The 21,967-nt window shown below is 28.4% G+C and carries 20 protein-coding genes and 1 other annotated feature; of the genes, 14 read left to right on the forward strand and 6 right to left on the reverse strand.

Translation table 11 applies throughout. The features are described 5' to 3' along the window. The first annotated feature begins 23 nt into the window (after window positions 1-23). The 9 genes from trxA (at window position 24) to QOZ84_RS08645 (ending at window position 11,781) form a co-directional block, all read left to right on the forward strand. Window positions 24-338: a thioredoxin gene (trxA, locus tag QOZ84_RS08605; protein ID WP_284132555.1), complete on the forward strand. Its 315-nt coding sequence runs from the start codon at window positions 24-26 to the stop codon at window positions 336-338. 67 nt (window positions 339-405) lie between these two features. After that, complete coding sequence (locus QOZ84_RS08610) at window positions 406-762, forward strand: C-GCAxxG-C-C family (seleno)protein (protein ID WP_284132556.1); 357 nt, start codon at window positions 406-408, stop codon at window positions 760-762. Between the two features lie 260 nt (window positions 763-1,022). Further along, on the forward strand, window positions 1,023-2,375 hold the full coding sequence (gene gdhA / locus QOZ84_RS08615; protein ID WP_284132557.1) for an NADP-specific glutamate dehydrogenase: 1,353 nt from the start codon (window positions 1,023-1,025) through the stop codon (window positions 2,373-2,375). A 156-nt stretch (window positions 2,376-2,531) separates the two neighbouring features. Next, window positions 2,532-3,410, forward strand: a complete 879-nt coding sequence (locus QOZ84_RS08620) for an FUSC family protein (RefSeq protein ID WP_284132558.1) — start codon at window positions 2,532-2,534, stop codon at window positions 3,408-3,410. A 235-nt stretch (window positions 3,411-3,645) separates the two neighbouring features. Beyond that, a complete protein-coding gene (locus tag QOZ84_RS08625) occupies window positions 3,646-4,428 on the forward strand; it encodes a polysaccharide deacetylase family protein (protein ID WP_284132559.1) in 783 nt (260 codons plus the stop codon). A gap of 131 nt (window positions 4,429-4,559) precedes the next feature. Next, window positions 4,560-4,797, forward strand: a binding site (T-box leader). Window positions 4,798-4,862: 65 nt separating this feature from the next. After that, the gene (locus tag QOZ84_RS08630) at window positions 4,863-7,526 is read left to right on the forward strand and encodes a valine--tRNA ligase (RefSeq protein ID WP_284132560.1); all 2,664 of its coding nucleotides are present in this window, start codon (window positions 4,863-4,865) and stop codon (window positions 7,524-7,526) included. 79 nt (window positions 7,527-7,605) lie between these two features. Beyond that, a complete protein-coding gene (locus tag QOZ84_RS08635) occupies window positions 7,606-8,229 on the forward strand; it encodes a PH domain-containing protein (protein WP_284132561.1) in 624 nt (207 codons plus the stop codon). 262 nt (window positions 8,230-8,491) lie between these two features. Continuing rightward, window positions 8,492-10,285, forward strand: a complete 1,794-nt coding sequence (locus tag QOZ84_RS08640) for an aminopeptidase P family protein (protein ID WP_284132562.1) — start codon at window positions 8,492-8,494, stop codon at window positions 10,283-10,285. Window positions 10,286-10,377: 92 nt separating this feature from the next. Then, window positions 10,378-11,781 carry a peptide MFS transporter gene (locus QOZ84_RS08645; protein WP_284132563.1) on the forward strand — a complete coding sequence of 468 codons (1,404 nt, stop codon included), beginning with the start codon at window positions 10,378-10,380 and terminating at the stop codon, window positions 11,779-11,781. Between the two features lie 66 nt (window positions 11,782-11,847). Here the strand turns inward: QOZ84_RS08645 and QOZ84_RS08650 are convergent, their stop codons facing one another. Together QOZ84_RS08650 and QOZ84_RS08655 are read right to left on the reverse strand one after the other, a co-directional pair. Further along, the gene (locus QOZ84_RS08650) at window positions 11,848-12,585 is read right to left on the reverse strand and encodes a LytR/AlgR family response regulator transcription factor (protein ID WP_284132564.1); all 738 of its coding nucleotides are present in this window, start codon (window positions 12,583-12,585) and stop codon (window positions 11,848-11,850) included. A 34-nt stretch (window positions 12,586-12,619) separates the two neighbouring features. Continuing rightward, window positions 12,620-13,552, reverse strand: a complete 933-nt coding sequence (locus tag QOZ84_RS08655; RefSeq protein ID WP_284132565.1) for a sensor histidine kinase — start codon at window positions 13,550-13,552, stop codon at window positions 12,620-12,622. Between the two features lie 209 nt (window positions 13,553-13,761). On the opposite strand from QOZ84_RS08655, the gene QOZ84_RS08660 reads away from it, so the two are divergent. From QOZ84_RS08660 to QOZ84_RS08670, 3 genes are all read left to right on the forward strand, one after another. Further along, window positions 13,762-16,332: an ABC transporter permease gene (locus tag QOZ84_RS08660; protein WP_284132566.1), complete on the forward strand. Its 2,571-nt coding sequence runs from the start codon at window positions 13,762-13,764 to the stop codon at window positions 16,330-16,332. A gap of 7 nt (window positions 16,333-16,339) precedes the next feature. Further along, window positions 16,340-17,026, forward strand: a complete 687-nt coding sequence (locus QOZ84_RS08665) for an ABC transporter ATP-binding protein (protein ID WP_284132721.1) — start codon at window positions 16,340-16,342, stop codon at window positions 17,024-17,026. A 174-nt stretch (window positions 17,027-17,200) separates the two neighbouring features. Further along, the gene (locus QOZ84_RS08670) at window positions 17,201-18,502 is read left to right on the forward strand and encodes a bifunctional folylpolyglutamate synthase/dihydrofolate synthase (RefSeq protein WP_284132567.1); all 1,302 of its coding nucleotides are present in this window, start codon (window positions 17,201-17,203) and stop codon (window positions 18,500-18,502) included. A gap of 69 nt (window positions 18,503-18,571) precedes the next feature. Here the strand turns inward: QOZ84_RS08670 and QOZ84_RS08675 are convergent, their stop codons facing one another. Further along, window positions 18,572-18,817 carry a TIGR03905 family TSCPD domain-containing protein gene (locus QOZ84_RS08675; RefSeq protein ID WP_026902250.1) on the reverse strand — a complete coding sequence of 82 codons (246 nt, stop codon included), beginning with the start codon at window positions 18,815-18,817 and terminating at the stop codon, window positions 18,572-18,574. Between the two features lie 147 nt (window positions 18,818-18,964). Here QOZ84_RS08675 and QOZ84_RS08680 point away from each other — a divergent pair, with 147 nt between their 5' ends. Next, window positions 18,965-19,831 carry a YncE family protein gene (locus QOZ84_RS08680; RefSeq protein ID WP_284132568.1) on the forward strand — a complete coding sequence of 289 codons (867 nt, stop codon included), beginning with the start codon at window positions 18,965-18,967 and terminating at the stop codon, window positions 19,829-19,831. 2 nt (window positions 19,832-19,833) lie between these two features. Here QOZ84_RS08680 and QOZ84_RS08685 read toward each other — a convergent pair whose 3' ends face one another. The 3 genes from QOZ84_RS08685 to QOZ84_RS08695 form a co-directional block, all read right to left on the reverse strand. After that, window positions 19,834-20,370 carry a DUF4364 family protein gene (locus QOZ84_RS08685; protein ID WP_284132569.1) on the reverse strand — a complete coding sequence of 179 codons (537 nt, stop codon included), beginning with the start codon at window positions 20,368-20,370 and terminating at the stop codon, window positions 19,834-19,836. A 156-nt stretch (window positions 20,371-20,526) separates the two neighbouring features. Continuing rightward, on the reverse strand, window positions 20,527-20,724 hold the full coding sequence (locus QOZ84_RS08690; protein WP_036767568.1) for an alpha/beta-type small acid-soluble spore protein: 198 nt from the start codon (window positions 20,722-20,724) through the stop codon (window positions 20,527-20,529). A 121-nt stretch (window positions 20,725-20,845) separates the two neighbouring features. Further along, entirely contained in the window at window positions 20,846-21,010 is a 165-nt protein-coding gene (locus QOZ84_RS08695) for a hypothetical protein (protein WP_284132570.1), read from the reverse strand. 128 nt (window positions 21,011-21,138) lie between these two features. Here QOZ84_RS08695 and QOZ84_RS08700 point away from each other — a divergent pair, with 128 nt between their 5' ends. After that, complete coding sequence (locus QOZ84_RS08700; protein WP_284132571.1) at window positions 21,139-21,900, forward strand: polysaccharide deacetylase family protein; 762 nt, start codon at window positions 21,139-21,141, stop codon at window positions 21,898-21,900. The last annotated feature ends 67 nt before the right edge of the window (window positions 21,901-21,967 follow it).

Genomic DNA, 21,967 nt, shown 5'->3' on the forward strand with positions numbered 1-21,967 from the left:
ACAAAATCATGGAGGATACATAAATGGCACAAATACTTAATAGTGATAACTTTACTAAGGAAATAGAAAAAAATGAGGTTACAGTAGTTGATTTTTTTGCAACTTGGTGTGGACCTTGTAAAATGTTAGCACCTGTGTTTGAAGAATTAGGCAATGAAATGAAAGAGAAAGCTAATTTTTTCAAAGTGAATATAGATAAAAGTTTAGAAATTGCACAACAATATGGAATAAACACAGTACCAACTATGTTAGTATTTAAAAATGGTAAGGTAGTTGATAAATTAGTAGGATTTGTTCCTAAAGAAAATATAAGAAGTAAAGTAGAAAACCAAATATAATATTTAATAAAAGAGTATAATATTTAATGAGTTTAAAATATAGCTATCATAGAAAGGGTAAATAAAAATGACAAAACCATCAATTTATCATAGTCAAGGATATACTTGTGCAGAATCACTAATAAAATCTTACAACGAAGAACATAACACAGATATACCTATTTCAATAGGGAGTGGTATGGGTGTAGGAATGACTGTAGGTAGTCTGTGTGGTGCCGTAAATGCCGCAGTTGTTGTAATAGGATATTTAAAAGGTAGAGACAGTAAGTTAGAACAAAATGATGCAAGACAATATTCAAGAGCGTTAATGACTAAGGTCAAAGACAAATATAATACAGAAATATGTTCAGAATTAAAAAGAAATAAAGTAGGATGTGATGAAATAATAGATTTCACATATGATGCTTTAAATGAAATAATATAAAAAATTAATATGCAATTTTTAAAAAAGCATTCTATTAAAAATACTTAGTAGAATGCTTTTTATTTTAATAAAATAAAGTAAAATTCATTTTTTATTTATTAAAAAAGAAATATAAAAATAAAGTAATAAACAATGAAAACTAAAAAATAAATAAATATAAAAAAAAACATATTTTTACAAAAAAACTTATTGAAAATAAATTAATAAAGGACTATTATTTAATTGAGAAAAGGTTTTTTTATAATAAGGGGGCTATTAATATGGATAATAATGTTAAACAAGTAATTGAAAGCGTAATAGAAGATGTTAAGCTTAGAAACAAAGGGGAAGCTGAGTTTCATCAAACAATTGAAGAAGTATTACATTCATTAGAAGGTGTATTAGTTAAGCATCCAGAATACGTAAAAGAAAGTATATTAGAAAGAATAGTTGAACCAGAAAGACAAATAATGTTTAGAGTACCTTGGGTAGATGATAATGGAAATATACAAGTTAACAGAGGATTTAGAGTACAGTTTAACAGTGCTATAGGACCTTACAAAGGTGGCTTAAGATTCCATCCATCAGTTAACTTAGGAATAATAAAATTCTTAGGATTTGAGCAAATATTTAAAAACTCTTTAACTGGCTTACCAATAGGTGGAGGTAAAGGTGGTTCAGATTTCAATCCTAAAGGAAGATCTGATAGAGAAATAATGAGATTCTGTCAAAGCTTTATGACAGAGTTATATAGACATATAGGACCAAATGTAGACGTGCCTGCTGGAGATATAGGAGTAGGTGCTAGAGAAATAGGATTCTTATTTGGACAATATAAGAGAATAAGAAATTCTTATGATGCTGGAGTATTAACTGGTAAAGGATTAACTTACGGTGGTTCTTTAGCTAGAAAAGAAGCTACAGGATTTGGAGTTGTATACTTTGTAAATGAAATGTTAAACTACCATAACCAAAGTTTCCAAGGTAAGAGAGTTGTAGTATCTGGATCAGGTAACGTTGCTATATATGCAGCAGAAAAAGCTATTGAACATGGAGCTAAAGTAATAGCTATGTGTGACTCTGCAGGATACATAGTAGATGAAAATGGTGTTGACTTAGAAATAGTTAAACAAATAAAAGAAGTAGAAAGAAAAAGAATTAAAGAGTATGTAAGTAGAAAAGAAGGAGCACAATATTTTGAAGGACAAAAACAAATATGGACTGTTAAATGTGATATAGCTCTTCCTTGTGCAACTCAAAATGATATAGATATAAATGATGCTAAATTATTAGTTGGAAATGGAACTACAGTTATAGGAGAAGGTGCTAATATGCCTTGTACAAATGAAGCTGTACAATATTTCTTAGAAAAAGGATTATTAGTAGCTCCAGCTAAAGCTGCAAATGCAGGTGGAGTTGCAACTTCAGCTCTTGAAATGTCTCAAAACAGTATGAGATTATCTTGGACATTTGAAGAAGTAGAAGAAAAATTAAAAGGTATAATGAAAAACATATTTGCAGTATCTAAAGACGCTGCTGAAGAATATGGTTATGCAGGAAATTATGTAGTTGGAGCAAACATAGCAGGATTCTTAAAAGTAGCAGATTCTATGATGAGCCACGGTGTAATATAGATAATATTTAAGGTATAACACATAAAAGGAGCATTCTATAAAGAATAGCTCCTTTTTTGATATAAAAATATATAAATACTCTCGACAAAATCTATATTTATATAGATAATATAAAGATAGAAATAATAAACGTTTTAAAAAATCAGGAGGCAAATTTTGAAGCTAGAAAAAATGGGAATGAGAACTATAAAAACAGGTATAGCAGTAGTACTTTGTACAATAGCAGGAGGATATCTAGTTGAAAATCCATTCTACTCAGCCACTGCATGTATAATATCTATGCAAGATACAGTAAAAGGATCTATGAATTCAGGATTAAATAGAATAAAAGGAACTATTTTAGGCGGAATAATAGGATATTTAGTAGTACTGATTGAACCAGGTAATGCTATATTATGTGGTTTAGGTGTAATGTCTACCATATATGTTTGCAACACTCTTAAGATAAACAAAGGAGTTGTAGTTGCATGTGTAACATTTTTATCTATACATCTAGGAATTACAGACTCTAATCCAGCGCAATATTCTTTCTTTAGGGTAATGGATACATCTATAGGTGTTGTAATCGGAGTATTTATAAATTATATATTAGCTAGACCTAATTATTTAGACAGTACTATAAATGAAATTAAAGAAATGGAAAAAATAACTGCTGAATTTATAGAATCGAAGATAATAAACAAAGAAGGTTTTAATATAACTAAAATTGAAAAAGAAGTAAAAAAGGTAGAAAGTATATATTCTAAATTATTAGATGAACTAGGATACAGTAGAGGAAATATAAATATGGAAAAATTAGAAGAAACAGTAGATATATGCAGAGGAATATATTTCCATATGCAATCAATTGAATTACTAGAAACGAAATTATACTTAAATAAATCTAATTATGAAAATATAAAAAAATTACATCAATTTAATGAAATTGCATGGGATTTAGATGAAAATAAAAGTCCTGTATTTAATTATCATCTAAGCAAAATAATAGAAGAAGTAAAATTGCTTAATGAAATGAATGATAAATCTGAAAATTAAAATAGATATAGAGTAATACCTCTTTAGAACCTTTATGGTACTAAAGAGGTATTTTTTATTGCGAAAATTGTTGTGAAAAAAGATTATAGTATTATAAAAAAATTTGAAGGTAGCAAAGAATATGAATGTTTAATTAAGGATAAGCATATTAATTGTAATGAGTAAAACATTTTAGTTCATGTTTGAGTTATAAAATATAAAATACAGTTTAAGGTAAGATAGGGGGATAAGTAACATGAAAAGATCTAACAAAGGCATTATTATGTTTTTTGCTGCAATATCATTAATTATGATTGTATTAGGGACATGTTTTGTGTTTAAAGATAGTATAAGTAAGCTTGATAGTCCTAAAGAGGGGAATGAGATTTCAGATACCGCAAAAAAACCTGTAGAAAAACCTAAAAAAACAACTTCCAATTCGGGAAAAGTTGCATATATAACTATAGACGATGGACCTTCAAAATATACAAATCGAATATTAGATATATTAGATACTAATGGTGTAAAAGCAACATTTTTCATGATTGATGGTAATATGAAAAAATACCCAGATGAAGTAAAAAGAGTACAAGAAGAAGGGCATAGCGTTGGATTTCATAGTGTAACACATGAAGTTAAAGAATTATATAAGACTCCTGAAGCAACAGTAAAAGAGTTTGAAACTTGCCAAGAAACATTCTTAGACTTAACTGGAGAAGTGTCTAATTTAATAAGGGTACCGTATGGAAGCAAACCTTATATGCCAGAAAAATCTCATGAAGCATTAGCTAAAAATGGATACATAATGTGGGATTGGAATTTAGATACACAGGATTGGAAGGGAACTACTGATAATATAGTAAGCAACGTATTATATTATGGAAGAGATAATCCAAACTTAGTAGTATTAATACATGAAAAGGAACAAACTGTTGAGGCTCTAGATAGTATGATAAAAGTTTTAAAAGAAAGAGATTATAATATAGTTCCAATAAGTGAAGATGTTAAAGCCTTAAATTTCTGGGATAAGAGTATATAATTTGCTTAATTCATTTATTATTAAGACATTAATAATTTGAATATAAGTAACAAAAATTAAAATAATGAATATACTATATAAATAATTGACAATAATAATAGTAATTAGATATAATTAAATAATAAGTTAAAATATAAACTGTGATGAAGAGGAGTATGTAAGTACTACTAAAAGAGAGGAAGACTCATAGGCTGAAAGGTCTTCTTGGTATAGGTTTACAGAATGTAGCTTCGGAGTTTTTAAGCTGAAATAATAGTAGGTTTAGACGGTTGGAATCGTTAAATTCTATTGAGAGCCATAATTATAGTTAGTTATAATGTATATTTAATTATGGAATTAAGGTGGTAACGCGAGCTTTTCGTCCTTATTTATAGGATGAAGGGCTCTTTTTATATTAAACAGGAAAAATTAACTATATAAAAGGAGGAAACAAAATGGAAAACACTAATTTATCAAAAACTTATAATCCTAAAGATTTCGAATCAAGATTATATTCAAAGTGGTTAGAAGATGGACTTTTTAAATCGAAACCAAATCCAGACAAGAAGCCTTTTACAATAATGCTTCCACCACCTAACATAACAGGGCAATTACACATGGGTCATGCACTTGACCATACATTACAAGATATACTTGTAAGATGGAAAAGAATGGACGGGTACGAAACATTATGGCAACCAGGAACTGACCATGCGTCTATAGCAACAGAGGTTAAAGTTGTTGAGAGAATAAAAGAACAAGAAGGAAAAACTAAGTACGAGTTAGGAAGAGAAGAATTCTTAAACAGAGCTATGGACTGGAGAAATGAATTTGGTAGAAAGATAGTAGACCAAATGAAACAGTTAGGAGATTCTTGTGATTGGGATAGAGAAAGATTTACAATGGATGAAGGATGTAACGAATCAGTTACAGAATTTTTCGTAAAATTATATGAACAAGGTCAAATATACAGAGGAAACAGAATAATAAACTGGTGTCCAGATTGTAAGACTACTTTATCAGATGCAGAAGTTGAACATGAAGAGCATGATGGAAAATTCTATCACATAAAATATCCACTAAAGGATAGTAATGACTTCTTAGAAATAGCTACAACTAGACCTGAAACAATGCTAGGGGATAGTGGAATAGCTGTAAATCCAGAAGATGAAAGATATAAGCATTTAGTAGGAAAGCATGCAATACTTCCTATGACAGATAGAGAACTTATAATAGTTGCTGATGATTATGTTGACTTAGAGTTCGGTACTGGTGCAGTTAAAATGACTCCAGCACATGACCCTAATGATTTTGAGGTAGGTAAAAGACATAACCTTGAGAAGATAAACGTAATGAACGAAGACGGTACTATGAATAAGTTAGCTGGAAAATACGAAGGTATGGACAGATATGAATGTAGAAAGCAACTTATAGCTGACTTAGATGAAGCAGGATTTATGATAGCAATAAAAGACCACAACCACAATGTAGGTTCTTGTTATAGATGTAGAACTGTAGTTGAACCAAGATTATCAGATCAATGGTTTGTTAAAATGGACGAGTTAGCTAAGCCTGCACTAGATATGCTAAAGAACAAAGACTTAGAATTTGTACCAGATAAATTTGATAAAACTTACTCACAATGGTTAGAAAATATAAGAGACTGGTGTATATCAAGACAGTTATGGTGGGGTCATCAAATACCAGCTTATTACTGTCAAGAATGTGGAGAAGTAGTAGTATCAAAAGAAATGCCTACAGCTTGTAAATGTGGACACACTCACTTTAAACAAGATGAAGACGTACTTGATACTTGGTTCTCTTCTGCATTATGGCCTTTCTCAACTTTAGGATGGCCAAACGAAACAGAAGACTTAAATTACTATTATCCAACAAGTGTACTTGTTACTGGATACGATATAATATTCTTCTGGGTAGTAAGAATGGCGTTTGCAGGTAAATTCTGTATGGGAGAAAGTCCATTTAAACATGTATTAATACATGGATTAGTTAGAGACTCAGAAGGTAGAAAAATGAGTAAATCTCTAGGTAATGGAATAGACCCATTAGAAGTAATAGACCAATACGGAGCTGATGCACTAAGATTCATGTTAGCTACTGGAAATTCCCCAGGAAATGACATGAGATTCTACATGGAAAGAGTAGAATCATCAAGAAACTTCGCAAATAAATTATGGAATGCATCAAGATTTGTATTCATGAATATAGAAGATGATATAATGGATGGTGTTACTAGAGAATCAGTAGAAGCTAATATGACTTTAGCTGACAAATGGATAATATCAAGAGCAAACAATGTTGTTAAAGAAGTTACTGACAATATGGATAAGTTTGACTTAGGAATAGCTGCTCAAAAGATATATGACTTTGCATGGTCTGAGTACTGTGACTGGTATATAGAAATAGTTAAACCAAGATTATATTCTGAAGATAAAGAAGCTAAACAAACAGCTTTATATACATTAACATATGTATTAGAAAAAATATTAAAACTTCTTCACCCATATATGCCGTTTATAACAGAGGAAATATATACTCATCTACCAACAGTAGAAGGAAGTATAGTAGTAGCTCAGTTCCCTCATTACACAGAAGCTGATAACATGGCTAAAGAAGAAGAAATGATGAACTTAACAATGGATGGTATAAGAAACATAAGAAATGTAAGAGCAGAAATGAATGTACCACCATCAAAGAAAGCTAAGGTTATAATAGTTCCAAGTTCTGATAAGAAAGAAGCTATAAAAGCTGGTAAAGATTACTTTGTAACATTAGCATCTGCATCAGTAGTTGAAATAGTAGAAAATGAAACGAATATACCAGAAGATGCTGTAAGTGTTGTTATAGATGGAGTTAAGATATTTATACCACTTGACGAGTTAGTTGACTTTGCTAAGGAAATAGAAAGATTAAGCAAAGAAAAAGCTAAATTAGAAGGCGAAATAAAGAGAGTTAACGGAAAACTTTCAAACCAAGGATTCTTAGCAAAAGCTCCTGATAGCTTAGTTAAAGAAGAAGAAGCAAAAAAAGAAAAGTTTGAAGAAATGATTAAGTCAGTAGTTGAAAGACTTGAAAATCTAGAAGCTAAAATGAAGTAATTAATATAAAAGGAACACTTGATATCATTTAATGATTGAAAGGCGTTCCTTTTTAAAAAATAAATTTAGGAGGACTATAATGGCAGGAAATATATTTGGGAAGTTAGCAGCAGATACACTTGGTTTATCAGATATTGGTAAAATAATAGATCCAAAGGATTTTGATAAAGTAGACGGGGACGATTATATAATGCACGAAGATGGTGAAAAAATATTCTTCGTAATAAAATCTAAATCAGATGAGTACGTATTTACAAATAGAGGTCTTTTACATGTAGATGGAGCAAGTGCTGTAAGTAAAAAAAGAACTGTAAAAAGACACGAATTTTACTATGAGAAAGTCCACACAGTAACTTTAGAAACAGCAGGAACTGTAGATTTAGATATAGAAATTAAATTTAGTTTTGGAAATGAAAAATTCAGCATAGATGTAGACAAAAAACAAATAGAGCAATTAAAAGACTTATATAAAACATTAGTTGAAGTAAGTAGAATTCAAGGTAAAAACTATACAGCTGTAGAAGATGGATCTAATGGTTTAAAAATGGCAAATGAAGCATTATCAAGATGCGTTATAGAAGGAAATATAACAAATATTGTCCAAGATTTAACTAATTTTAACTTAGATTGGATGGAAGCACTAAGAAAAAATTATAATAATAGAGATTTTACAGAGGTATTTGAAAAATATATAAATAATTAATATAAAGTACAGACAAATTTAAATAAAGTATTTCAAAAGATATTACTGGATGTAGAAAAAAAACAGTAATATTTTTTTGTATTTACATTTAAATTATTTATATATTTTTCATAAAATTCCTATTAAAATCATATAAAATTTTATGATGAAAAATTATTATATTTATAAAAAAAAATTGAAAAAAATAAAACGTTGAAAACGATGTCAAAAGGTGATACTATCAACATTAAGTACGGTAATACAGTTAAGGGGGGCTTTATTAATGAGTATAATAGATAGGGTAGGTAAATTAAGAGAGTATATGAACGAACATAATATGGATGCATATATAGTTCCATCATCAGATAATCATCAAAGTGAGTATGTTGGAGAGTATTTTAAATGTAGAGAATTTATATCTGGATTTACAGGTTCAGCAGGTACAGTAATAGTTACAAAGGATGAAGCTGGACTTTGGACAGATGGAAGATACTTTATACAAGCAGAAAATCAATTAAAAGGAACTGGTATAAAGCTATTTAAAATGGGTGAAGAATGCGTACCAACTACAGATGAATATATATGTAATTGTATTAAAGAGGGTGGAGTATTAGGATTTGATGGTAGATTAATATCTGCAAAAGAAGGTATGAATTTACAACAAAAATTAGCACATAAAAATATAAGTATAAAATATGATTATGATTTAGTTGATAAGGTATGGCAAGATAGACCTAAGCTATCAGACAAAAAAGCATTTTCACTAGATGTGAAGTATGTGGGAGAAACGCTTAGTTCTAAATTATCTAGAGTAAGAGAAGAAATGAACAAAAAAAATGTAGTAAATCATGTTATAACAGCTCTTGATGATATAGCTTGGCTATTTAACATAAGAGGCAGAGATGTTTTATACACTCCAGTAGTACTTTCTTATGCATTAGTAACATTAGAAGATGCTATTTTATTTATTGATGAAAATAAATTAACTACTGAAATGTTAAATGAATTATCTAAGGAAAATGTTAAAATAAGACCTTACAATGATGTATATGAATTTGTTAAAAATATAGATAAAAATGAAAAAATATTAGTTGATTGTACTAAAGTTAACTATGCAATATATAACAATATACCTAATGAAGTTGAAAAAGTAGATGAATTTAACCCAACTATGTTCTTTAAAGCTAATAAAAATGAAATAGAGTTAGAGAACATAAGAAAAAGTCATATAAAAGATGGTGTGGCTTTTACTAAATTTATGTACTGGCTAAAGACTAATATAGGAAAAATAGAAATATCTGAAGTAAGTGCAGCTAAAAAATTAGAAGATTTAAGAAAAGAACAAGAAGGATTTATAGAGCCAAGTTTTTCTACAATAGCAGGCTACAAAGAACATGCAGCTATGATGCATTATAGTGCGACAAAAGAAAGTGATTATAAATTACAACCAGAACATTTATTTTTAATAGATTCAGGTGGACAATATTTTGATGGGACTACAGATATAACTAGAACTATAGCGCTAGGAAGTTTAAATGATGAATTGAAATTACACTTTACAGCAGTGTTAAGAGGTATGATAAACTTATCAATGGCTAAGTTTTTACATGGAACAAGAGGTTATAATTTAGATATATTAGCAAGAACACCAATGTGGAATATGGGTATAGACTATAAATGTGGAACAGGTCATGGTGTGGGATTTGTTGGGGCTATACATGAAGCACCAAATGGATTTAGATGGAGAATAGTACCTGAAAGATTTGATAGTGCAGTACTAGAAGAAGGTATGGTAACTACTAACGAACCAGGTATATACATAGAAGGATCTCATGGTATTAGAATAGAAAATGAATTAGTTGTTAGAAAAACTGATAAAAATGAATATGGTCAATTTATGGAATTTGAAGTTGTAACTTTTGCGCCAATTGATTTAGATGCAGTAAATATAGATGAAATGAACAAAGAAGAAAAAGCTTACTTAAATTACTATCATAAATTAGTATATGACAAAATATCACCTTTCTTAAATGATGAAGAAAAACAATGGTTAAAAGGGTATACAAGAGAAGTATAATAAATCATTGCCTAATAGCTTAAGTCTACATGAGTATAGATGTTAAGCTATTAGGAGGATATTATAAATATATTATAAGGGGGATTTAATATATGGGTTCACAACCAGCAGCTTCACCTACAAAACATCCTAAAGGATTGTATATTTGTGGGCTAACATTTATGTTTGAAAGGTTTGCATTTTATGGGTGCAAAACGTTATTATTATTTTTTTTAGCAGAAACGGTGGTTCATGGAGGATTAGGTGTTGATTACACGGATGCAACAGCTATAGCAGCTAATTTAGCAGCGTTTACTTATTTAGCACCAATATTTGGTGGTATAATATGTGATAGATGGATAGGTGCTAGGTATTGTATAATAGTTGGTTCTATTATTATGGCAGCGGGTTATGCCTTGGGGTATTTTGCAACAAATGTAATGTGGGTTCATGGAATGATAATTTTAATATCTATAGGAACAGGTTTCTTTAAGGGGAATTTAAATGCATTAGCTGGAGAATTATATGATGATGATACAAAGAAAGATGCTGCATTTTCGTTATTATATACGTTTGTAAATTTAGGATCACTTGTAGGGGCATTAATTATAGGTATACTATATACTAAAACTTTTGCAGTAATAGAAAATGGTGTGGTTTTAGAATATGGATATAGACAATGTTTTATGTTAGCGGCTGTAGTTACTTTAATTGGTGGATTAGTATTTACTCTTACAATGAAGTGCTTAGGTGAAGCAGGAAAATATCCACAAAGAATGCTTGATAAACAGGCTGGAAAAACAAGTGATAAAAAAGACTTTGATAGACAATTAACTAAAAAAGAAAAATCTAGAGTTGAAGTTATATTTATATTATCATTCTTTTCAATATTCTTCTGGGTATTTTACAACCAAGCAGGGTTTTCTTTAGCATTATATATGAAAGATTATGTAGACCTTTCAATCGGTAGTTTTCAAATACCTGTAATGTGGATAGAGACAGCATTAAATGGAGCAATGTGTGTTATTTTAGGTCCAGTTATGGCATTTGTATGGACGAAACTATCTAATAGAAAACAAGGCGATTTAAGCATGGCACAAAAAATGGCTTTAGGATATGCATTTTTAGCGATAGCATTTATATTTGTAATAGGAGCTGAGTTAACAAGAGGAGTTGGAGCTCCATCAACAGTTAAAGCGAGCGTATTATGGTTAATATTATTTGTTATATTCCAATCAATAGGAGAAATGTGCTTCTCACCACTAGGAAACTCATTAATAAGTAAGGTTGCACCAGCAAAATATTTATCATTATTAATGGGTGTTTGGGCAGCAGCTACATTCTTTGCAAACAAAGCAGCAGGATATGTTCAAATTATAATAGAAAAAATGGGACTAATGCAAGTATTTATAGCTATTCCAGTGATATTAGCAGTTGGAGTATTTATATTATTAGCTCTTAATAAAAAGCTTACAGCAATGATTGGAAATGACAATGAAGATAAAGCAACTGTTTAATAAAAATAAATTTTAAATATAAAAAATATCACTATTATAAATTTATAATGGTGATATTTTTTATATTTAAAATCTTTTAGTTCTATAAAATCTATATAAAAAATCTTTTTCAAAAACTTTGTTGAGCAAAGCATTTTCTTGAAAATTAATAAATCTAATTTCTAAAGATGATTTGTTAATAGGTATTACCTTGTGAATAAGCCTTAGATTAACAATAAACTGCTTATGGCTTCTAAAAAAGTTAGGTGGTAACCTCATTTCCAAGTCATCAAAATTTTCATAAAAATTTACTATATCATGGTCTTTGGTATGAAGATTTACAGCTCTAGCTTTTTTTTCAAACATAACAATATCATCAAAATTAATCATATGAACTTGTTTTCTAATTTTATAAGTAAAAAGAGTATCCTCTATAAACACTTTATTAGATAATTTATGAGAGTTTATACGGTCTATAGCTATATTAATTGACTCTATAATTTTTTCTTTGGTGAAAGGTTTAACTATAAAATCAACAGGATGAACCTTAAAACTTTCTAAGCTATAATCAGCAAACCCTGTAATAAATATAACATGAACATCTTTATCAATAGAAATTATCTCCTTAGCACTATCAATACCATTTTTATAAGGCATATCAATGTCAATTATTAATAAGTCTATTTTTTCGTTTTTTATAAACTCTATTGCCTCAATTCCATTTTCAACTTTTTTGACATAATCTACACAATCTAGTTCTTTAACAATGTACTCAACTTCATTTCTAACTGCTTTATCATCATCACAAATCAAAACTTTTATCATATAAAATCTCCCATCAGATATATAATTAAACTTATTAATACTTAGGAATAAGTATAGTAAATTCAGTCAAAAACTCATCGCTATCAACAAATATATGATAACCGTATTTGTCTAAAATTTGTTTTACAGCGTACAAACCGTAACCTCGATTTTCACCAATTTTAGAAGAATTACCTTCTAAAAAAATTCTTTGTGTATCGTAAATCATAGGACCATTGTTTACAATAGATATAATATATTGAAATTCATCTTCATAAATAGAAAGCTTTATATATTTGCTTTCTTTATATACTGAAGATAGGGCATCTATGGCATTGTCTATTATGTTTAATAATACTGAAGACATTTCGTTAGGTTCAATTAATAGATTATCTATAAAGTCTTGAATATAAGTATCAAAAGAAATACCTCTTAACAAACAATCTTCATACTTAGCAGCACATATAGCATCAAGATAAGAAACTTTTCCATACCTTGAAGTCTTAGACCTAAAACTATTTGCAATATTAGTAATATAGTTTTTTGCATCTTGTGGCAAATTTGTATTAAGTAAAGAAGATACAACTTGAAGGTGTTTAAGATAATCGTGTTTTTGACTTCTAAGCTTAGAAATTATGCTGTTTTTGTGTTCTATTTTTTTATTTAGATTATCTAATTCAAATTCTTTTTTATCATTTTCATTAATTATCTTTATAAATTCAAAACCTGTATAAATGCAAAAGCATATTAAAATAAAAGATAAAGCTGTACTTATCAAACCTTTTATTAATAAATCATCTCTTAGTTTTATTGATATGTATTGCAATATGTATATAAATAAACAAAAAATAAGTGCAGATATGCAAAGTGTATATAACCCTCTTTTAAATAACGGCCAGTCTTTATAAAATTTATATTTACTTAAAATAACATTGCTACCTATAAATAAAGTAAGCACCCCCATAGGAAATATAAAAATAATATCCATAATTCACCCCTGATTTTTAATTTATACAATAATTATAACATTGATAAAAAAATATGTGAAACTTGAAAATAGACAAGTAAGCTATTTAAACTTGAAAATAGATATAGAAAATTGTACAAATAAGTGGTAAATATTTGAAAAAAAGCAATTTGATACATTTTTTAAATGAAGATATAATTTAATTATTCAAGAGGAAGGAAGTGGTAAATATGGGGAATGATTTAAGTATTGTTTTAAAATATATAAAAAGCTACAAAGCAAGGTCATTAGCAATAATACTTAGTATTATACTTGGGACAGCACTTATAGTAGGGGTAGGGACTTTATCAAGAAGTGCACAACAAGCAGACTTAGATAGAATGAAAAGAGAAACTGGGGCTTATCATGTGCATTTTAAGGATATGAATAAAGAACAATTAGAAATAGTTAAAAATGGAAATGACATAAAAGACTTGGGAACAACATCATATTATGCATCTAGTGATATAGGTGAAAAATTACCAATAAATATAAATCATGCAAGTGAAAAGTACTTAACTAAAACATCACAACTTTTAAAAGGTAGATTTGCAAAAGGTAATAATGAAGTTGTTGTAGAAGAGTGGATTTTAAATAGTATGGGGTTAGAACCAAAATTAAATCAAGAATTAACATTTAAATTATACAAAAAAGATAAACCTGAAACTTTTAAAGTCGTGGGAATACTTAGAGATAGGTATCAAGAAAAGAGTAGAGGTGTATGTGAGATGTTTTTAAGTTTAGATGAATCTAAACTTAATAAATTTGATACATACGTAGAATTTGATGAGAACAGCGATATAAATAAAAACATAAAAGATATATCAAATAAAGCTAAGTTTAACAAAAAGGATAATCTTAAAATAAATAGTATGCTAATAGATTCTGTTGTGGAAAATGGAAGATTAGACAGTGAAAGTAAAGCTACAGCAGCCATTATGAGTTTGTTTGCAGGTCTTGTTATGTATAGTATATATACAATATCAGTATATCAGAGAATAAGAGAATATGGAGTGCTAAAAGCTATTGGCTCAACTAATTTAAAGGTATTTAAGCTTATGTTATATGAATTATTAATACTTAGTATAATAGGAATGCCTTTTGGAATTGGAATTGGTATGGGTGGAGCACAGTTATTTAATAAACTAGGAGGAAATATTAGGTTTGCTGTTAAGGGAGTAGTAACTCCTTTTGTAATACCTTATAGCATAATACTTTTATCAGTAGCATGTACACTTTTAGTAAGTTTTATAATAAGTATATTAGCTTATCTAAAGATAAGAAAAATTTCTCCTATAGAAGCTATAAGGAAGAATCTAAGTGCAAATAAAAAAATTAAGAAAAGTAATTTTATCATAGAAAAATTAAGTGGAAAAATAGCTACAACTAAAAGTATTTCTATGAAGAATATGTTTAGAAATAAAAAAGGATTTATAATGATTATTTTGTCTATGAGTATAGGTGGAATATTAATTATAAAAAATAATTATTCAAGTTTACCATACCCAAAAATGATTGAAGATGGTGACAGAAAGATGTATATGAATGGTGATTTTATTTTAAATAAATTTAGCTTCAATGACGAGAATAATGGAATTAATGATAAACAAATAAGTAAAATAAAAAATATAGATGGAATAAAAGAAGTTAAAACTGCAAGTATACTAAGAACAAGAATGGATATCCCAAAAGATAAAATGCTAGATTTAGCTTACTATAATCAATTAAATGAAGATTCTGCAAGAATTGATAATGGTTATGACCTTATAGAAAATAAAAAAATAAATGGATATACAATAAAGCAACAACTAAAAGGATATAATGATGAAATGCTAAATTCATTAAATGATTATTTAGTAAGTGGAAAAATAGATATAGAAAAAATAAAAAATAGTAACGAAATAGTATTATACATGCCACATACTTATGATGAATATGAAGGGCATAGAGGTACAGTTATAGGCGGTGGAAAACCTGTTGCAGATATAAAAGTAGGAGATACTGTTAAAATAAAAGCACCAAAAGATAAGATAGATGGAGAACTTTATTCCGATATGAAAGATGGAGATAATTACAATTATAATTATTATGAGTTTAAGGTTGGTGCAATAGTTAATTATTCTTTTGCTGATGATAGCTTATATTCTCCTAATCAAGGGATAGATATTATAACAAGTAATAAGTATTTAGAGAAAATAACTAATGTAAATACTTATAATTTAGTCTATGCAAATATGGAAAAAGGTGCAGATCATATAGCTATAAATAAAGAATTAGGAAAGATAGGAAGTGAAAATCCTGGAACGGTAACGATAGATATGGTTCAGGAAAAAGAAACTGATAAAAAAATGGATGAGAAAACTGATATGTATCGATATGGGGTTATAGCTATAATATTTGTAATAAGTACGTTTAATATAGTCAATAACGTAAGTTACAATATAACATCTAGAACTAGTGAATTTGGAATGTTAAGAGCGATAGGTATAACTCAAGAAGACTTTAGAAATATGATAATATATGAAGGTATATTATATGGAATATTCTCAAGTATTATAGTGTTGATTGTGGGGATTTTATTACAGATTAGAATATATGATACGTTTGGTTTTGAAGGATATGGAATAGAGTTTGCAATATCCTACAAAGATTATATATTAATAACTGCCACAAACATAATCATAGGGCTACTTGCAACATACTTCCCAGCAAGAAAAATAAAAGAAAGCAATATAGTTGAAGCTATAAATATTATAGAATAGAGGGATTATTATGATACTTGAAACTATTAATTTAGGTAAAATATATGGAAAAAAAGAAACAACTGTAAATGCACTAAAAAATACAAATTTAAAAGTTAACAAAGGGGAATTTGTAGCAATAATAGGTCCAAGTGGTTCGGGAAAAAGTACATTACTTCACTTAATAGGAGGTCTTGAAAGACCAAGTTGTGGAACTATAAAAATTGATGGTCAAGATATATGTTGTTTAAATGATAAAAAATTAGCAGAATACAGAAGAAAGAAAATTGGATTTGTATTTCAACAATACAACCTTATACCAGTACTAAACGTAAGAGATAATATAGAACTACCTCTAAAGTTAGATAAAGTAAAAGTAGACAAAGAATATATAGATGAGCTTATAGAATTATTAGGACTTACAGATAGACAGTCGCATATGCCAAATCAGCTATCAGGAGGGCAACAGCAACGTGTGGCTATCGGTCGTGCATTATCAGCCAAACCAGCTATAATATTAGCAGACGAGCCAACAGGGAACTTAGATACTAAAACAACAGAAGAGGTTATGAATTTACTAAAGTTATCAATAAAGAAGTTTAACCAAACGTTAATAATGATAACACATAATGAAAAAGTAGCACAAAAAGCAGATAAAGTAATATCTATAGTTGATGGAACTATAGGAACTATAGAAAATAATACTAATATATAATAAATATAAGTTGTGCCAATATAATATAAATTGGCATAGCTTTATTTTTTTGTTCATTTTTGATATAAAAATATACTATAATGAAAGTAGACAATGAAATTGTCCTATATTGTATTTATAGGTCGATTTTAATATATACTGCTAAAGCAAAACGACTAAGGGGGAAGCTAAGATATGAATTACCAAGAAGCACTACACTACATAGATGAGACTCATAAATTTGGTGTTAGATTAGGATTAGACAATATAACTAAATTATTAGAACTTTTAGGAAATCCGCAAGATAAATTAAATATAATACATGTGGCAGGAACTAATGGAAAAGGGTCAACATGTTCATTTATAACTAGTATATTAAAAGAATCTGGATATAAAGTAGGTTTATATACATCTCCATTTTTAGAAACTTTTACAGAGAGAATAAAAGTAAATGGAGAAAATATACCTAAAGAAGATGTAGCAAGAATCGTTAATATAATAAAAGAAAATATAGAAACAATGGTTAGTGAAGGATACTCATACCCGACTGAGTTTGAAATAGTTACTGCTATGGCACTTTATTATTACTGTGAGCAAGAAGTTGATTATGTTGCCCTTGAGGTTGGTTTAGGTGGTAGGTATGATGCTACAAATATAATAAAAAAATCAGAAGTAAGTGTAATAGCTTCTATAAGCTTAGACCATGTAGGAATACTTGGAGATAGTGTTTCGAAAATAGCTTATGAAAAAGGCGGAATAATAAAAGAAAACGGAGTAGCTATAGTTTACGACCAAAGTGATGAAGCTAAAGATGTAATAAAAGAAATATGTAGAGAAAAAAATGCTAAGTACATAGAAGTAAAATTTGATGATATAAATGTTAAGCAATCAGATATATATTCTCAAACTTATGATTGTACTGTATTTAATGAAAAATATGAAAACTTAGAAATAAAGTTAATAGGAGATCATCAAATAAACAACTCTATGCTAGCTTTAGGTGCTATAAATTACTTAAAAGAAAATAAAAAATTAAACATAAGTGAAGAAAGCATAAGAAAAGGTCTTATAAATACTAAATGGCCAGGTAGAATAGAAAAAATAATGGAAAACCCAATATTTATAATAGATGGAGCTCACAATGAAGATGGAGCAAAATCTTTAGCTAAATCAATAGAAAAAAACTTCAATGGAAAAAAAGCTACTCTTTTAATAGGAATGTTAGAAGATAAAGATATAGATGGAGTACTTGAAATACTTATGCCTCATTTTGATAAAGTAATAACTACAACTCCAGACAATCCAAGAGCGATAAGTTGTGAAGTTTTAAAAGAAAAGATATCTAAGTATATTGATAATATTGTTGCAAAACCAAATATAGAAGAAGCTGTTGATTATACACTTAAAAATTCTAAAGAAGACGATATAATAATAAGTGCAGGGTCTTTATATATGATAGGAACAGTTAGAACTTTAATAAATAAATTATATTTATAATTCACGATAACGTGAAAAAATGCAAAAAAAGGTGGTCATTGACCACCTTTTTTTTATAGTAGGGCTGTTTTATAAAGCGCTACGTATTGCCTTAGCTAATTGATCAGGACAAGAAGTAGACTTGTCTCCGCAACGTATGTTAGCTAACTTATCAGCTACCTCAAGAGCGTTTTGACCTATAGCTAAATGCTTAAGTCCGATTAAGTTACCAGGACATCCCCCAACGAAATCAACGCTAGTTATAACATTATTATCATCAACTTCAAACATCATCTCTCTACAACAAACTCCACTTGGCTTAAATGTTATCTTCATAATACAAACTCCTAATAATCTTTAATATTTTTAATCTAATAATACCAATATGTATGTAACATTGCAATACTTAAAAGGCTGTCATAATACAAGCATAGAGAATAATATATTATTGTAGTATATGTATTAAGGAGGGGAGGCTATAATTTGAAAGTCTATATTTCTAATTATTTATCTAAAAGTATAAGTGTATTAAGTTATCCTAAATTTGAGGTAGAAAAGCAAATAGATTTAGATGACAACATAAATCCACATCATTTCTGTATAGATAAAGAAAAAAACCTAATGTATATACCGAGTTCTAGTGACGGTATATTGTACGTATTAGATATAACTACCAATAACATAATAGAAAGCGTATCTATAGGAGGAAATCTAAATCAAATTGGTTTATGCAGGGGAGAATTATTTATATCTAATGAGGATTCAAACAGCATCTATATATTAGACCAAGATACTTTAAACCCTATTGCAGTGATTAGTGTAGATGAAATGCCTCATGGATTTGATTTTAATGAAAGTGAAAATAAGTTATATGTATCTTGTATAAACTCAATTGTGTGTATAGATACTCTTAGCAAATGTATTGATAGGAAGATAGATACAGACTTTAAAGCATGGCATGTAAAAATAGACAAGAAAAAAAGGGAAATATATACCTCTACGCTGGACGGGAAGCTAGTTATTTTAGATGAGATGAAAATGAAAGTAATTAGTATAATAGAGGATTTTTTATTACCAGTTGAAGTATGTTTTAGTTATAGTGCTAAAAAAATATATGTTGCAGACTTAGGATACAAACATATTAAAATTTTAGATTATGATACAGGTAGTTATCTAGATTGCATAAATGTAGAAGGAAATCCTCAAGGTTTAGCAATTTCTAAAGATGAAAAATTATTGTTAGTATCAGATACTCAGAAAAATTCAATTAAAATATATAATACAAACAACAATGAACTTATAAAAGAAGTGAAGACAGGAAAAGAGCCTACAACAATACTGTGTGTGTAGGCTTAATGGCTGTCGCGTATAAGTAAATCTATAACTTCTGCATACATATACGATGCATTTTTTTTCCAATTATTACAAATAAGATTGGCTTGTTTCTCTGAAGAAACATTTAAATTTAAATCTATTAAATTAGATTGGTTTTCTATAACTCTTAAATTAACAATAAACTCGTGATCACTTTGCTTAACAAAACTTGACTTAACTTGTGTATCAGATAATAAACTTTCTTTATTATTCAAAATATACTCGTCTACTTTTTTAGTTATATCTTGAGGTATTCTAGATAAGAAATACTCTAGAATCTCTAACCCTCTTTGAGTAAGAGAATAATATTCTCTATCAGAGTCTTTGTATGTAGCTAAAAATTTAGATTCCATAAGTTGAGACAAGAACTGTTGAAGAGAAAAGTAATTTATCATCTCTGTTTCTAGTACAACTTGCGTTATTTGAGAATTAGTTAAATCCATTTTAATTTTATTTAAGATATATAAAATTAAAAGCTTATGAGAAGCTAATTCTTCAGATGAGTTTTCAAACATAATATCATCCTCCGTAAACTATTTCTATATAATATATTAAACCAAATTATATAAAAATAAAAGCACAATTTGCTTAATAATATATTTAAATATTTTTGCAAATAAAAAGGCTACCAAAATGGTAGCCTTTTTGACTCAGATGTCACAGTTTTAAATCTACTTTCCTGCCATTTGATTTTCAGCCATTTCAACTAATTTCTTAGTCATGTATCCGCCAACATATCCGTTTTCTCTAGCTGTTAAATTACCTTTATCAGCTGTTTCGTAGTTAGCTAAACCTATTTCATTAGCTATTTCTAATTTCATTTGGTTTAATGCAGCTTTAGCTGCTGGAACTGCTTTTTTACTTGACATAGTAGAATTCCTCCTGAAGTTGATTTTTTTGTCAACACACTTTGCAATGTGTTGTTAATACTAATTTGCCCTGTAATACAATTTTATATACATAAAATTTAAAAATTTTTAAAAAATATTTTTATTTACATTTTTTACCCATTTTTATTTTCTTATCTTTACGTATACCTTCTTGAATTCCATGTGCTTCTCTTAGATAGTGTCTGTTTTCAAACTTAATAGTTTCTCTAGCTGTTTCTACTTGGTGACCCTTGATGTTAGAAAATGAACTTCTTATATTTGACATAAATCCACCACCTTTTATTAGTATTGAATATAATTTGCCCAAAAAATAAATTTATCTTTATAGTAATTTTTTGAAATTAAAAAAAATAAAGTTTAAGTATAGGACAAATGCAAAAAGGAGGTGTAAATATGAACAGTAGATTTAAAAAAACAAAATCTTTAATGTCTAGTATGTTCTTTGTAGTATTGATGTTAGTATTATTATTTTTATTGATTTATGGAATAAGATATTTTTGCTACAAACAAGGTGATGCAAATATGCCAATATATAAAGTTGACACTAATGAGAAGAAAGTAGCTTTAAGTTTTGATGTAGCATGGGGATCTGACAACATAGATGGCATTTTACAAACACTAGATCAACATGATATAAAAGCAACTTTTTTCTTGGTTGGAAGTTGGGTAGATGACAATGAAGAATTAGTAAAAAAAATACATAAAGCAGGTCATGAGATAGGAAACCATTCTAATACTCATGCAAATACTAAAGAATTATCAGAACAATCAACAGTAAAAGAAATACAAATAACTTCAGATAAAATTTCAAAAATAACTGGAGAAAAAACAACTTTATATAGACCTCCATTTGGAGAAGTGGATACTAAAACTTTAGATATTTGTAAATCACTAGGATACCAAGTTGTTAAATGGGATGTAGATTCTATGGATTGGAAAGAATTAGGGCCAAATCATGTTATAGAAAGAGTTGTTAAAAATTCACAGCCAGGTTCTATAGTTTTATTCCATGCAAGTTCAAATAATGTTGAGAATTATTTAGGTACTATAATAGGCAAATTTAAAAAAGATGGATACGAAATAGTTCCTATATCAGAAATGATTTATAAAGAAAATTTCACAATAGATAGCAATGGAGTACAAAAAATTAAATAAAATCAATACAAAGCAATAAATTGTAATAAAAATTGTAATGTACAAATATAGTTATTATATAAGAAAA

Origin of the sequence: Romboutsia sedimentorum (assembly GCF_030131845.1) — a bacterium.
In the GTDB taxonomy this organism is placed as follows: Bacteria; Bacillota; Clostridia; order Peptostreptococcales; family Peptostreptococcaceae; genus Romboutsia_D; species Romboutsia_D sedimentorum.